The following is a 14,296-nucleotide window of genomic DNA, read 5'->3' on the forward strand; positions in this document are numbered from 1 at the left end:
TTCGTTCACTTACGCCGTAGTGTACTAGCATCCATAGAACCAATTCCCGTCAAATGGGGTTGGAACTTAGACCAAGTAGTAGATACAGTCATTGACTTTTGGATGAATAATGCTGAGAGTATTCACTATTGGAAATCTCGTTTAAACGATGCCGGACATGATAGTTTACTCGTCGCTAGAGTCGCAGATATGAACTCTTTGTCAGAGGAACTTGAATCATTACTCGGAAAAAGTTTGTAACCTTTAACCATCATTCTCAATCACTTGGAGAATTTTCAAATACAACTCTTCCACCCTCTTTGCTGCTAATTTACCACTAGCAGCATAGTGATTTAACCCAGGAGAAGCATTAACCTCAATCAGCGTATAATCTACCATCGGCATAGTAATATCATCGGTAAGTATATCCACCCCAGCTAATCTGAGTCCAATATCCTTAGTAATATTAATTGCTAATTTCTGAAAATCAGGATGTATAGTTTCAGAAAAATCTACCGCTTCACCTCCACTCGATAAATTGGCACTATCTAAAAGATAAACAACATGATTATTAGTAATCACACTATCCCAATCAAGATTTTGTGTTTTTAATTTTTGGGAAATGCGAAAATCATCATAATTAATTACATTTTTTCTCCCCGTACTAATAAATTTTTCCTGTTTTTGCTGTAGCAATTCTAAAACATTAGATATACCATCACCAACAACACATAAGGGAATTCTTTGATAAGCCGTAATCACCTCATCATCCAACACCACAATTCTATAGTCATTACCACCATAAAACTTTTCAACAATCAATCCTGACTTAATTTTAAATATCTTATTAGCAACATCATAATAATCCTCCTGATTATATACCTTAGTCACCAATATACCTTGATGCAGATTCAGCGGCTTCACAATCACAGGAAATCCTATGGATTGTGCATAATTAAATCCATCATCAATGTTGCGAGAGTAAGCTATTTTAGCACATAAGTCATCACGAAAAAATGTCTTTCCTTCTGTTACGAGATAGCCAAATTGCTTCAAGAAAAAATTAGTATAGGCTTTATCTTTAGCTAACTCGGCCGAAGCAAAACCATTAATATTCAATTTGCCATGACTAAAAACTGATTTATTACCATTTTTAAAAGTAATATGTCCCACAAGTTCATATTCTGGTTCAACTAAAACCACAGCCCCTATTTGCAATGCTACTTTTTGGATGATTGATGTAATTGACATTTTTTATTTTCTCTAATTCTTTCAAAATTACCCTGAAGAAGTATGGATATATTCGTAAATATTTCCCAATCTAAAACCTCAAATTATTGAAATGAGGTATATTTTATACAGCCATTTTTATTTTATGTGTGTTTAAATACTAAGATATTCCGTAAATACTCATTAGAATTAAATAAAACTAAACATTGTTAAAAAATAAGTTGTTGCATCACGTATTGACAATTTTGAAAATATGTAATAACAAGGTGGCATCATCAATAAAAGACGCTAGTACATCTTCAGCTAAGAGGCATACTAACGCCCTTCACTAAAGTTCATACGCATAAAATAATCATGCCACAAAATACGGATTACAAAAATATCACCTCAGAAAATCAAGCAGTGCCTACAGCAAAAGAAGATAACGCCTACAAAAAAAGGCTGAATGGTTGGGCTGTAGCCCGTGTCGTTACTGAACAAGAAAAAGTCATTGTTTCCCGGTTTCGCAGTCGTTCTGATGCCGAAGGCTATATTCAGCACATCCGTCAGATGATTCCTGACACTGTTTTTGAGCTTTTCTTTGATTGCCAACGGGAAGAAATTGTCATGTAAATCAACAAGAGGCAAGAGGCAAGAGGCAAAATTCAAGATAAACATTCTCCTCATTCCCTCATCCCTTCAACTTCTAACTTACACAGCAGCCAGCAGCCCATTGTGCTTGAGTAAAGCCTTGGTACTCGGTTCTCTTCCCCGGAAGGTTTTAAAGACATCCATTGGGTGCTGACTGCCACCTAGTGCTAACACCGTATCTCGGTAACGTCTGCCAATAGCGTGGATTGCGAGTTCATCTTCTAAACCTGCTTCTTCAAAAGCAGCAAAAACATCAGCACTAAGAACTTCAGCCCACTTGTAGCTATAGTATCCCGCTGCATAACCCCCTTCAAAAATATGACCGAAAGCACACAGAAAAGCATCCTCTGGTAATGGTGGTAACACAGTCGTTAACTTAGCAATCCGGTGTCGCACATCTGTCACAGTTTCCTGACTATTAGGGCAATAGCGGTAATGTAACTCCAAATCCACACTACTAAAATCCAATTGCCGCAACATAGTTGAACCACTCATGTAATTACGTGCTGCCAACAATTTTTGGTAGTAATGTTCCGGTAATGCTTCGCCTGTTTCATAATGTTTCGCCATACCAAACAAGGTTTGGCGGTCATAACACCAGTTTTCCATAAACTGACTAGGCAATTCCACTGCATCCCATTCGACATTATTAATACCTGCTGCTCCCAGATAATCCACCTTAGTTAGCATATGATGTAAGCCATGTCCAAATTCGTGGAACAATGTCTCAACTTCATCAAAAGCCATCAAGCTAGGATTACCATCTACAGGGGGAGTTTGGTTACAAATCAAATAAGCTACAGGTAGCCGGATAGAAGTCAAACCATTTTCTGTAACTTTGCGACGGTGAATACAAGCATCCATCCAAGCACCACCACGCTTTTCCGCAGGACGGCTGTAAGCATCCAGGTAAAAATAGGCAATGGGTTCACCATATTTATCAGCAATTTGGAAATAACGAACATCCTCATGCCATATTGGGGCTTGACCATCAGCAGGTGTCACCGTCACCCCAAAAAGCCTTTTTACTAGTCCAAATAACCCATCTAGAACTTGAGGCAGGGGAAAATAGGGAAGTAACTCCTCAGCCGTAAAGGCAAATTTTTCTTCCCGTTGACGTTCAGCCCAAAAGCTAATATCCCAATGCTGCAAATTTTCGGCTTCTACGGCTTCTTTCCCCTTCGCAAAAGCTTTGAGTTTTTCTAAATCTTTAACAGCAGCATTATAACTAGCTTGACGGAGTTCTTCTAACAGCTTTTCTACAGTGGGAATATCCTTAGCCATCTTACTAGCCAAGCTCAATTCAGCAAAAGTTTCAAAGCCAATTAATTTAGCTAGTTCTTTTCTTAACTCTAAAATTCGGACAATCAAAGGATTATTATCTAATTCTCCAGAAGATGCCCTGGTAATATAAGCCTTATAGAGTTTTTCACGCAAATCCCGCCTGGTACTGTGCTGCATGAATGGGAAATAACTAGGAAAATCTAAAGTAATATGCCAAGGTCCATGTTCCGGGGTGGCATTTTCTTCTCCAGATGCCCGAGCAACTTGGGCTGCAAGACTTAACAAGCTACTTGGTAAGCCATCAATGTCATCCTGGGTGGTGAGAATTAAAATAAAGCCTTTAGTCGCATCTAGAACGTGATTAGCAAACCTAGTGGCCAGTTCCGCTAATTCCATCTGAATACTATTAAAACGCTCTCTATCTTTTCCTTCTAATCCAACACCAGACAATTCTGCATCTCGAATTGCAGCTTTGATAATTCTCTGTTGGGCTGAATCTAAGGTTTCCCAGGTAGGACTATTCCGAATTGCTTTAAAAGCATTATAAATAGGTTGACTTTGACCCAGGATATTCATAAACTGAACTACTTGCGGCTGTACCTTTTCATAGGCAATACGTAGTTCTGGACTATTTTTTACACCCATTAAATGATTCAGTATTCCCCAACTCCAATTTAGTCTTTCTGTCAATTTTTCTAGAGGTTCTACTAAACCGCTCCAAGTAGGCTCTATGTTTGCCTCTAGGTCAATTAATTGCTTTTCCAGTTCTGCCAACAGATGACTAAAAGCTGGTTCGACTTGCTCCGATTTAATAGCCGCAAATGCGGGTAAACCACAGCTTTGAAGTAGGGGATTCTGATAAATAGTAGCAGTTGCACGCATGGTAGTGAGTTAATAGCCGATGAATTAGTGGGGAACAACGATTGATTTTTCTTTATATAACTAATAATTTAGCTTTGCGACAAAATTTCGCGTTGCTAGAATGGCAATCTTACTAAACAGACTTTAGGAGTTTAAAATCAATTAAGTATGTTTTTATACGCAAATGATTTATCCACCCTTGTTCTTATGCCAGTTATACAAAAAGTTCATTCTGATAGCGTAGCGTAGTGTGGCGTAATCCATACTCCTGCAACTTTATAACTACTGAATTTGTTTTTGATAGCTCAGACATATCATAAGAAAAGCTAAAAGCAGAATTTTAGCAATTATTTTCCCAATAATTACTTTTATTTGGTCGAGTTTTGTGGTGATAATTCACAATCATCAATTTTGAATACTTAATTAAAGTTATGAAATTTTTACTTTCTGTTTTGCTGACACCTGCGGTAGTTTTTTTGAGTTCTGGTCATGTATTAGCAGCGATTAAAACTAAAACAATTGAGTACAAGCAAGGAAATACTGTATTAGAAGGGTATCTTGCTTATGATGATGCCATTAAAGTTAAACGTCCTGGTGTATTAGTAGTTCATGAATGGAATGGGTTACAGTCTTATGCCAAAAAACGCACTGAACAATTAGCTAAATTGGGATATGTGGCTTTTGCTGCCGATATTTATGGTAAAGGAATTAGACCAAAAAATATCGAAGAATCAGGCAAACAAGCAACTATTTATCGTCAAGATCGCAAATTACTCCGCGATCGCGCTAAAGCTGGATTAGAAGTTTTACGAAAGTATCCCTTAACTGACTCTAAACACATTGCTGCCATTGGGTATTGCTTCGGTGGTGGTACAGTTTTAGAATTAGCTCGTAGTGGTGTTAATATTGCAGGTGTAGTTAGTTTTCATGGCAACCTGGACACACCTGATCCTAATGATGCTAAAAATATTAAAGCTAAAGTATTGGTATTGCATGGTGCTGATGATCCTTTTGTCCCAGAAGAGCAAGTCCAAGGTTTTGTAAGAGAAATGCGTCTAGGTAATGTAAATTGGCAACTAATATCCTATGGTGGTGTGTTTCATTCTTTTACTAACCCAGAAGCCAAAAATAATCCCAAAGGTGCTGTTTATAATTCAATGGCAGATCAGCGTTCTTGGCAAGCTATGCGACAGTTTTTTGCCGAAATATTTGCTAAGTAATTTAGGAGAAGTCAGGAGTCAGGAGGAAGAACGAAGAATGAATAATGAAGAATAAAATATTTCCCTTGTTCCCTATTCCCTTAAAATCATGTCTAATCTTCCACCGCTAAATACAGAAACAATTTGGGCAATTATTAACGATACAATTGATGATACTACTGTAAACCAATTATTATGGTATCACTTAGGTTATCGTTATGGTGCCATGACAGAAACTTGGGATAATAGTCAAGTATCAGCAACATGGCGAGATGAATATCCACAACCACCGGACTTTATTGATTCTCGTCCAGCAATTACGAAATTAACTCGTTCTATTCCCCAGGAAAATAAACAGGTACTCAAGGAAAAACTCGGTTTTAAAGGCTACAAAATTGGTGAATTTGGTCCTCGACAAACTCGCAGAGCCACATCAGCAAATTGGTTATTAAGTCATAAGTTAATAACCACTGGTACAATTGAGTAAAATTGCTAAATATAGCAATTAATTAAAATATCCCCAGCTTCTCTAATTGGTTGGGGATATAGATCAAATTATCGTTTTATGTCTAAATGTTATGGAAATAACACGGACTTATCTTGTATTTTTTTACAAAACTGTGTATATTAATATATTCTACCCTTGCATATAGTAATCTTGGCTAATTTGTACAACTTGTTTTTCTAACTAACTATTTCGGGAATAACAAGAGTCAAAAATGAGTTCACAAATAATTTAGTCAGGATTATTACTGTATAACACAAATCAAGAGATTGCTGCTATGATCAACAAATTAATTAATACTAACATTAAGAGTTCTCATGTTTTACCAACTCCTAATGAGGTAAAGGCAAAGTTACCTTTAACTAAAACTGCTGAAAATACAATTTTAAAATTCAGACAAGAAATAGAAAATATTTTAGATTTTCAAGATCGGCGTAAATTTATTGTCGTCGGTCCTTGTTCAATTCATGATCCAAAAGCAGCGATAGAATATGGAGAAAAGTTGCTGAGTTTGGCAGAAAAGGTTGAGGATAAACTACTGTTAATTATGCGGGTTTATTTTGAAAAGCCCAGAACTACTGTAGGTTGGAAAGGGTTAATTAATGACCCCAAAATGGATGATTCTTTTCATGTAGAAGAAGGAATTTTAATTGCCAGAAACTTACTATTAAAGTTAACAGATTTAGGATTACCAACTGCCACAGAAGCACTTGATCCAATCATACCTCAATATATAAGTGAACTGGTTTCCTGGTCTGCAATTGGTGCAAGGACAACCGAATCGCAAACACACCGAGAAATGGCTAGTGGTTTATCTATGCCAGTAGGGTTCAAAAATGGTACTGATGGTAATATTCAAGTTGCTGTAAATGCTCTCAAATCAGCAAAAACTCCCCATAATTTCCTGGGTATTAATCAAAAGGGACAAGTGAGTGTATTTCAAACTAGGGGAAATGCTCATGGTCATGTCATTTTGCGTGGTGGAAATCAGCCTAATTTTGATGCCGAGAATATTCAGTTAGTAGAGGAACAATTAAAAGCGGCTAACTTATCACCAAGAATAGTTGTTGATTGTAGTCATGGTAATACCAATAAAGATTACAGACTACAATCTATGGTATTTGAGAATATTATTCAGCAAATAGTAGATGGTAATAATTCCATTGTTGGCATGATGCTAGAATCAAATTTGTATGAAGGTAGTCAAGTAATTACGGGAAATCGTGAAGACTTAAAATATGGTGTTTCCGTAACTGATAAATGTATTAGTTGGGAAGAAACAGAAAGAATTATTTTGGCTGCTCACAGCAAATTACAATAAACTTACAGCAGTTTTCATGTATTTACACCACATGAATTATTGTAATTCTGCCTTTGCGTCTTTGCGCCTTTGCGTGAGACTTAAAGATGTGGTTCATGTACCTAAAAAATACCTGCTTTGTAGTTGCGCTTTAATTCAAAGTGCAGCTACATGACAAATAAGAGTGGGATTGGTGCGGATCGAACGCACGGCCTAGCGCTTAGGAGGCGCTCGCTCTATCCAACTGAGCTACAACCCCAAGGACGACCTGAATATCATAATAGCAGTATTTTTATGGCGATCGCCAACAATCATCCCAATCATCGCCACCAACTTCTAACCCGCATAGATTACTACTTGCAGTCAAGATAACTTGAGATTTACCGCCATTAATTTCTCGCAGTTCTAGGTTTATTTCTCCTTGCATGGTATCTCGACAACAAAAAATTAAACCACTAGTTGTAGGTGCGCGGAGGGGTGTACCGGGGAGATTAGTAGTCCCTGTTAGTTCAATTTCGTAATTGAGGTTTTTGGCTTGCATTTGCCATCTACCCCAGGGCTGAATTTGCCATGTTACCTCTGAGTTCCAGGGAACAAATTCATAAAATTTACCTTGGTGGTGAATACCAATCATGGCGACTGATTCCATCCACCATAATACACCACGTTTGCCGCCACCGGCTGTTAAAGCTAAGTCTGGTTGATTGACGAAAGCATTGCAATTTAGCCAAAACCATTTTTGGGGAAAAGCACCACCCCAATTTTTTTCTGCGTATGCTGGTGCGTTGGTGAATTCATAGATTTTACCACACCAATCTATCCAACCGCTGGCTAAACCATGAGCCATTAAAATTTGCCACCCAGGTTCAAATATCTGAGAAAATGATAGCCAACCGGCGGTTGATTGCTGAAGACTATTTTGATTTCCCCATCCGTATAGGGGTTGTATTGCATACTCCCAGCGGCAATAATGACCAGTAGCAGGATCAGTAATTATGCCTTGGTTTAAGGTGGCTGTGGCTTGATAGCCTTCTGGGATATGATGAGTAAATTCACGGGGAATCAGGTACAGAGGTGAAACTTGTAAGTTGGTTTTTCCCCAATGTCCTAATCCTAAAACATCCCGACTCGCCCAAAATTTGTTGATATCAGGAAAAGTGCGACAGAGGTATTCATCATTTATACCCAGGATTTGGGCTGCTCCGCCGCTATAGGGCTGATTGCCAATGGGATCTTCGATGGAGTACATGAAGGCGATAGTTTGCCGAATTTCGGGCAGTGTGACGCGGTAATACCAGCCCTCAAAAAAACGGCGATCGCTCCCATCCCAATGATAACCACTATGGGGAGTTTGGGTGAAATCAAGCAAATTTTTGGGAATATTCAGCATAAGTTGTGTTTTGTTATTTATTTTTTGGTATGGGCAATGGGGAAACTTTCGACTAAAATGGGGCAATCACTGAATTTCATTACATATTCCGTATTTTAACCGTCGTATTAATGAACAAGAAATGTAACCCAAAAATGAAAGTTAGATCCCTTGATCACAAAAAGACATTTTATCAACCATCCATATTCCACATTCCCCAATGATACTTAATCCTATTTTCCAGGCAAAGTTTAGGTTGATAAGTCTCTGACTAAATCAAGCTAGTAGTTCGTCAAATTTATTTTGACGGGTAATAATAGGAGAAACTTCTGTTTTCCCTCCCCTACTCCCCTACCCCTCTTCTCCCCCTACTTGCCTTTACCCGTCATTTTTGGATTGACAGACTACTAGTGCTGTCCCGCTTTTCACCGCTAAGTCTAAACTCCAACAGTTAGGAACTTTACAATTTAGTATGCGTTGTGATTAAATACCTAATATTAAATGCTGAATGTTAAGTATTTAATATTAGGTAAATGTATTTAAAATTCACGATCCTAACTGTTGCAAAATCTCGCAGTGTAGTAAAGTGTATCCATTCGGGAAGATTTGTAAAAGACAGGATTTATTCTGGTACAATTGCATATAATCCAGTTTAAGCTCTTTTCATCTTTTATAACTTACCTTACTTAAATACAAAAAAGGTATTGATTCACAAATTCATGTTCTTACAAGCCAAGCTCTAAAAAAAATACTTATGCTAGAGATAGGATTTGAGACTAATAGGGGCAGTATTCAGTTAGTAAAACTTCCACGCTTTATCTCTCTATTTCTGATGATGGGAGATGTTTTTGGCCTATTTGTCTGTTTAGGAATTAGTTCTTACGGGACTCTGGGTCATCCATTGGCAGGATTTGATCCGTTTGTGTATGTATTTATACTAATAACCTTAACAGGAATGTATTTGTTAGATACATACCATCCAGAGAAAGAAATTGCTGGTTTACAAGCTCCGAATCGCATCCTGATCAGCAGTTTAACAGTTGCCATCATAACTTCCGTGTTAATTAATTTACTGGGAAACTGGGAACGTAATCCAGTGGGAATGAGGGGGATACTGCTAGTTAACCTGGGAATTTTTACCATCTGGGCAATGATCTTAAGAATATGGGCATTTAATTGGTGGCGATCGCAATCCCAACAAAGTCGGTGGTTGATGATAGGAGCAAACAATCATGCCATAAAATTTGCCCAAATGTTCCTAGCCCAAAATCCATTGGGGCGATTAGTGATCCTGACTGAAACAGGTCAACATATCCCTGAACTAGCAGAAATAGAACCCCAATTAAGTCATGAAGGCTCTCTCAATGACTTATCATATTGGAGTCATCAACCCTTATCGGGAGTAGTCGTAGGAACTCAAATCAGTCTCTCTGATAAACAAGTGCAGAGTCTTATGCAACTCCGACTAAAAGGGACTCCCGTTTACCGTTTACCTGATATTTGGGAAACCCTATGCTACAAACTTCCCTCATCTCTACTTGAGGATGAGTGGTTTGCCTTTAGCAGTGGTTTTAACCTCGTATTTTGTGGTAACAGTCTCAAAATCAAGCGGGTTATGGATATAATCATCACCGGTCTCTTGTCTGTACTGGTGTCACCACTCATGATATTCGTAGGACTGATCATCAAGTTAGATAGTCCAGGCCCAATTTTTTATAGCCAATTACGAACAGGATTATACGGTAAACCATTTCGGGTTTATAAATTCCGTTCCATGTATCAAGACGCAGAAAAGAGAGGCGCACAATGGGCAAGTCAACGTGACCCCCGCATTACCAGAGTAGGATATTGGCTAAGAGTGCTGCGAATTGATGAACTACCCCAAATTTGGAACGTGTTATGTGGAGAAATGAGTCTGATTGGTCCGCGTCCAGAAAGGCCAGAGTTTGATGTTAAACTCAAAGAAGCAATTCCCTATTATGAAATGCGTTATCTAGTCAAACCAGGAATTACTGGTTGGGCCCAAGTGCTTTATGCCTACGGTGCTTCCTTTGAAGATGCCTACGAAAAACTGGCTTACGACCTTTACTACATCAAAAACTATTCCTTATGGTTGGATATAGTGATAGTCTTGAAAACCATCAGAGTTGTTTTATTAGGTAAAGGCAGATGAATCGAAAAGTCTTGGTGACAGGAGGTGCCGGCTATATTGGTTCCCACGTTGTCCGTCAACTAGGTGAGGCTGGCTATGATGTGGTTGTATATGACAATTGTTCTACAGGAGTAGCAAAAGCTGTGCTTTATGGTGACCTAATTGTTGGCGACTTAGGAGATATAGACCGCCTTTACCAAGTCTTTGGCAAACATCAATTTAGTGCAGTGCTGCATTTTGCTGCCAGTCTAGTTGTACCAGAATCCGTTGCCTATCCCCTCGATTACTACACCAATAACACCCGGAATACCCTGAATTTACTCCGGTGCTGTAGTATCATGGGTGTTGACCAATTGATATTTTCTAGCACAGCGGCAGTTTACGGCGAACCTAGAGAAAATCCCGTCACAGAGTTTACTCCCACTTTACCGATTAACCCCTACGGTCGCTCCAAACTGATGAGCGAATGGATGATTCAAGACTACGGACTGGCATCTCGGCTGCGGTATGTAATTCTCCGCTATTTCAACGTCGCAGGAGCCGACCCCGGTGGCAGAATTGGACAAAACTTAACCAATGCAACTCATTTAATTGCCAATGCTTGTAATGCAGCCCTGAAACGCCAACCAGAATTCAAGATATTTGGCAATGATTTCCCCACCCCAGATGGGACAGGAATTAGAGATTATATCCATGTCGAAGATCTAGCCACAGCCCATGTTGATGGGTTACGCTATCTAGAACGGGGTGGTGAAAGTCAAATTCTTAACTGTGGTTATGGAAAAGGTTATAGTGTCAGACAAGTTGTGGAACGAGTTAAGGACATTTCTGGGGTAGATTTTCCTGTGATTGAAGTAGAGCGTCGTCCCGGAGATCCAGCCTGTGTTACCGCTGATGCAGAAAAAATCAAACAGGTATTGAATTGGCAACCCAAGTATAATAACCTAGATAATATCATCTCCAGCTTTCTCGCCTGGGAGAAAGGTAAGCTGTTACAAAGCTATAAGTAGGTGGGCGTTAAAAATTGTCGTTGGGGCAAGGGAACAGGGAACTCTTAACAGGGAACAGGAAGAGAGTTTTGAGTGATTTTACTCTTGTAGGGTGCGTCAGACCCAATAATTTGGTAAAAAACAGATTTCCTCTGTCTGACGCACCCTACTCAATACGACAATCAAACTGCGTAACAAATAATCGCTATTTTACAAATGTTAAATGCCAAAAGCCGGGGATGAGTGATTTTTGTTCAAACGGATGATCTAAGTAGGTGAACACAATAAAACCAAACTGTGTAAAGAAATGTAAAATCGCCCAAACCCTCTTCACTCTTGCCTTTTGCCTTGCCATAACGACAATTTTCAACGCTCACCTACTTACAACTTGTACAGCGCTTCCTACACTTAGTATATTTTCTTAAATTAATTTATGTCCATTAACCAAGAAGAACAAGATTCCCCTATTGATATTCAACAGTACTGGCTAATATTCAAAAGACGTTGGCCTGTGGCATCAGTCGTATTTGCTTTTGTCTTCGGAGTCACAGCCCTTGTCACTTACTCAACAAAACCAGTTTACGAGTCAGAAGGGAAATTGGTTTTCACTAAAAAAAGTGGGGCTTCATCACTCTCAAGTCTCTCTCAACAGATGGGAGAATTGGGCGCACTGACAAACCTTAGCAACCCAGTAGATACTGAATCTGAGATCATCCGCTCCTATCCCATCGTTATAAAAACTATTACCACACTAAAGTTGACAGATAATCAAGGCAAACAGCTTTCTTTGGAAGTTTTTCTCAAAAAACTGAAGCTGAAGACTGTCCGAGGAACAGATGTGATGCAGCTTTCTTACAGAAGTACAAATCCCCAGGAAGCAGCAGATGTGGTGAATTCCCTGATGAAATATTACTTAGAGAGTAATGTTCGCACTAACCGCACCGAAGCTAGGTCAGCGCGAGAATTTTTATCCAAGCAATTACCAGAGGTTGAACACCGAGTTACGAAAGCAGAAATGAACTTGCGCCGGTTTAAAGAGAACAACCGAGTGGTGGCTCTGGATGTAGAAGCGAAAACTAGTTTGGAATCTCTGGGAAAGCTGAATGAATCAATTACCCAGAGCCAAGGGGAATTGGCGGCGGCCTTGACTCGTTCCGTAGCTTTACAGAATGAAATGAAACTGGGTACACAACAGGCTGTGGATCTCAGTACCTTAAGTCAATCACCCGGTGTACAACAAGTCCTCACAGAATACCAAAAAACCCAATCTGAACTAGCAGTGGCGCGAAGTCTTTATACTGGTGATAATCCAAAGGTCGTGGATTTAGCCATGAAAGAGACATCTCTGAAAAAATTACTAGAAGAACGAGTCGGCCAGACCGTTGGTAATTTTGAGTCCCTATCTAAACAGAATTTGCAAATAGGAGAACTTAAACAGGCATTAACTCAAGACCTTGTCAAATCGGAGGTAGAAAGGTTAGCATTAACAAAACAAGTGGAGGAATTGCAAAGGGTATTTATAGTTAACAGAAAACGTTTGGATAGCTTGCCTCGACTGGAACAACAACAGCTACAGCTACAGAGACAGTTAACTGTCGCACAAATCACCTACCAAGAATTTCTGAAGCAATTCCAGTTGGTTCAGGTTTTAGAGAATCAGAATGTAGGTAATTCGCGGATCATTTCTGGAGCTTTAGTTCCTGAACGTCCCATTTCTCCTAAGATTCCCCTCAACCTAGCACTAGGCGGATTTTTGGGAGTTATTTTAGGCGCAGGAACGGCACTGGTGTTGGAATCCATGAATCAATCCCTCAAAAATATTGAAGAAGCCAATCGGCTGTTAGGCTTTCCTTTGCTGGGGACGATTCCCCAATATGGGGAAAAAAATCCGAAAAATCGGCAGGAAGGTCGGCAAGAGTTGCCATTATTGGATAACCCCTATTCACCAGTCAGTACGTCTTTTGAAATGCTCCAGACTAACCTGGGGTTCACAGTTTCTGACAAAGAATTGCGGGTGATTTTGGTGACTAGTGCAACCCCTGGAGAGGGTAAATCTTTTGTGGCGGCAAATCTGGCTCTAGCAGCAGCTCATGTAGGAAGACGAGTCCTGTTAGTGGATGCTGATATGCGTCGTCCCCGTCAGCACCGGATTTGGGAAATACACAATTTGCTGGGATTAAGCAATATCTTAGCCGGTCAGGCGCAGTTAGAAAATGCTGTCCAGGAAGTATCCCCTCTGGTGAATATGTTACCAGCAGGAAAAATTCCGCCTAGCCCAGTGGCACTGTTAGATTCCCAGCGCATGGCTACCTTGGTTGAAGAGGCTAGTAAGGATTATGATTTCGTAATTATTGACACACCTCCCTTAACGGTTGTTACTGATCCCCTGATTGTTGGCAAGTATGTGGATGGGTTATTGCTGGTTGTCCTTCCTGGACAGGTGGAGTATTCAGCGGTAACTGCGGCGAAGTCATTACTCAATCAGGCGAAAGTGCCTATTTTGGGAATGGTGGTGAATGGTATTGGTAAGGAAAGTGGTTATGGTGGATATTACTATGCCAGTGGTTATTACGGAGGTAAAGAAGACAAGAAGAAGTCTTCGGAGGCTAATGTGCGGTCAGGGTTTTTTGGTCGGGTGTGACCTGTCTTTACATTCTGACGAGATTAATTAAATTGTCTGTGTTTTAGGAGTTGAGCTTTGATGGTCTTTTGATCTCGGTTCCTCCCTCGCAACCTGCTCGTAACTGGGGAGGCCGGAGCAGGGGAAAGCTAGTGTGTTAATTCTGTGAATCCTTTAC

At 39.7% G+C, this 14,296-nt stretch carries 10 protein-coding genes, 1 tRNA gene and 1 pseudogene; 8 read left to right on the plus strand and 4 right to left on the minus strand.

Features of this window, described 5'->3' with window-relative positions:
• Positions 1-240, plus strand: a pseudogene (locus tag FJR05_RS13675) (hypothetical protein); the annotation flags it as partial.
• 3 nt (positions 241-243) lie between these two features.
• Here FJR05_RS13675 and FJR05_RS13680 read toward each other — a convergent pair.
• A complete protein-coding gene (locus FJR05_RS13680) occupies positions 244-1,230 on the minus strand; it encodes a cyanophycin synthetase (RefSeq protein ID WP_168644620.1) in 987 nt (328 codons plus the stop codon).
• 333 nt (positions 1,231-1,563) lie between these two features.
• On the opposite strand from FJR05_RS13680, the gene FJR05_RS13685 reads away from it, so the two are divergent.
• Positions 1,564-1,821 (plus strand): hypothetical protein, encoded by a 258-nt coding sequence (locus FJR05_RS13685; RefSeq protein WP_168644621.1) that lies wholly within the window; start codon positions 1,564-1,566, stop codon positions 1,819-1,821.
• Between the two features lie 78 nt (positions 1,822-1,899).
• On the opposite strand, the gene FJR05_RS13690 is transcribed toward FJR05_RS13685, so the two are convergent.
• Positions 1,900-4,005 carry a M3 family metallopeptidase gene (locus tag FJR05_RS13690; RefSeq protein ID WP_168644622.1) on the minus strand — a complete coding sequence of 702 codons (2,106 nt, stop codon included), beginning with the start codon at positions 4,003-4,005 and terminating at the stop codon, positions 1,900-1,902.
• Positions 4,006-4,415: 410 nt separating this feature from the next.
• Between FJR05_RS13690 and FJR05_RS13695 the strand changes: the two genes are divergently transcribed.
• From FJR05_RS13695 to FJR05_RS13705, 3 genes are all read left to right on the plus strand, one after another.
• Entirely contained in the window at positions 4,416-5,204 is a 789-nt protein-coding gene (locus FJR05_RS13695; RefSeq protein WP_168644623.1) for a dienelactone hydrolase family protein, read from the plus strand.
• 88 nt (positions 5,205-5,292) lie between these two features.
• Positions 5,293-5,670, plus strand: coding sequence for a DUF1823 family protein (locus FJR05_RS13700; protein ID WP_168644624.1), 378 nt, complete (start codon positions 5,293-5,295; stop codon positions 5,668-5,670).
• Between the two features lie 295 nt (positions 5,671-5,965).
• Positions 5,966-7,009, plus strand: a complete 1,044-nt coding sequence (locus FJR05_RS13705; RefSeq protein WP_168644625.1) for a 3-deoxy-7-phosphoheptulonate synthase — start codon at positions 5,966-5,968, stop codon at positions 7,007-7,009.
• Positions 7,010-7,173: 164 nt separating this feature from the next.
• Here the strand turns inward: FJR05_RS13705 and FJR05_RS13710 are convergent.
• Positions 7,174-7,247: transfer RNA gene (locus FJR05_RS13710), tRNA-Arg, on the minus strand.
• A gap of 33 nt (positions 7,248-7,280) precedes the next feature.
• A complete protein-coding gene (locus FJR05_RS13715) occupies positions 7,281-8,378 on the minus strand; it encodes a tocopherol cyclase family protein (RefSeq protein ID WP_168644626.1) in 1,098 nt (365 codons plus the stop codon).
• A 733-nt stretch (positions 8,379-9,111) separates the two neighbouring features.
• Here FJR05_RS13715 and FJR05_RS13720 point away from each other — a divergent pair.
• The 3 genes from FJR05_RS13720 to FJR05_RS13730 all read left to right on the plus strand — a co-directional run bounded on the left by FJR05_RS13720 (position 9,112) and on the right by FJR05_RS13730 (position 14,139).
• Complete coding sequence (locus FJR05_RS13720) at positions 9,112-10,530, plus strand: sugar transferase (protein ID WP_168644627.1); 1,419 nt, start codon at positions 9,112-9,114, stop codon at positions 10,528-10,530.
• A complete protein-coding gene (gene galE, locus FJR05_RS13725) occupies positions 10,527-11,519 on the plus strand; it encodes a UDP-glucose 4-epimerase GalE (protein WP_168644628.1) in 993 nt (330 codons plus the stop codon). Before FJR05_RS13720 ends, galE begins: the two co-directional genes overlap by 4 nt.
• Positions 11,520-11,931: 412 nt before the next feature.
• Positions 11,932-14,139 carry a polysaccharide biosynthesis tyrosine autokinase gene (locus FJR05_RS13730; RefSeq protein ID WP_168644629.1) on the plus strand — a complete coding sequence of 736 codons (2,208 nt, stop codon included), beginning with the start codon at positions 11,932-11,934 and terminating at the stop codon, positions 14,137-14,139.
• Positions 14,140-14,296 lie beyond the last annotated feature (157 nt).

Origin of the sequence: Dolichospermum sp. UHCC 0259 (genome assembly GCF_009711935.1) — a bacterium.
Lineage (GTDB): Bacteria > Cyanobacteriota > Cyanobacteriia > Cyanobacteriales > Nostocaceae > Dolichospermum.

Excerpts from the sequence above, each read along its gene's own strand:
- FJR05_RS13680 (WP_168644620.1), bottom strand. The coding sequence starts at position 1,230 with ATGTCAATTACATCAATCATCCAAAAAGTAGCATTGCAAATAGGGGCT.
- FJR05_RS13685 (WP_168644621.1), top strand. The coding sequence starts at position 1,564 with ATGCCACAAAATACGGATTACAAAAATATCACCTCAGAAAATCAAGCA.
- FJR05_RS13690 (WP_168644622.1), bottom strand. The coding sequence starts at position 4,005 with ATGCGTGCAACTGCTACTATTTATCAGAATCCCCTACTTCAAAGCTGT.
- FJR05_RS13695 (WP_168644623.1), top strand. The coding sequence starts at position 4,416 with ATGAAATTTTTACTTTCTGTTTTGCTGACACCTGCGGTAGTTTTTTTG.
- FJR05_RS13700 (WP_168644624.1), top strand. The coding sequence starts at position 5,293 with ATGTCTAATCTTCCACCGCTAAATACAGAAACAATTTGGGCAATTATT.
- FJR05_RS13705 (WP_168644625.1), top strand. The coding sequence starts at position 5,966 with ATGATCAACAAATTAATTAATACTAACATTAAGAGTTCTCATGTTTTA.
- FJR05_RS13715 (WP_168644626.1), bottom strand. The coding sequence starts at position 8,378 with ATGCTGAATATTCCCAAAAATTTGCTTGATTTCACCCAAACTCCCCAT.
- FJR05_RS13720 (WP_168644627.1), top strand. The coding sequence starts at position 9,112 with ATGCTAGAGATAGGATTTGAGACTAATAGGGGCAGTATTCAGTTAGTA.
- galE (WP_168644628.1), top strand. The coding sequence starts at position 10,527 with ATGAATCGAAAAGTCTTGGTGACAGGAGGTGCCGGCTATATTGGTTCC.
- FJR05_RS13730 (WP_168644629.1), top strand. The coding sequence starts at position 11,932 with ATGTCCATTAACCAAGAAGAACAAGATTCCCCTATTGATATTCAACAG.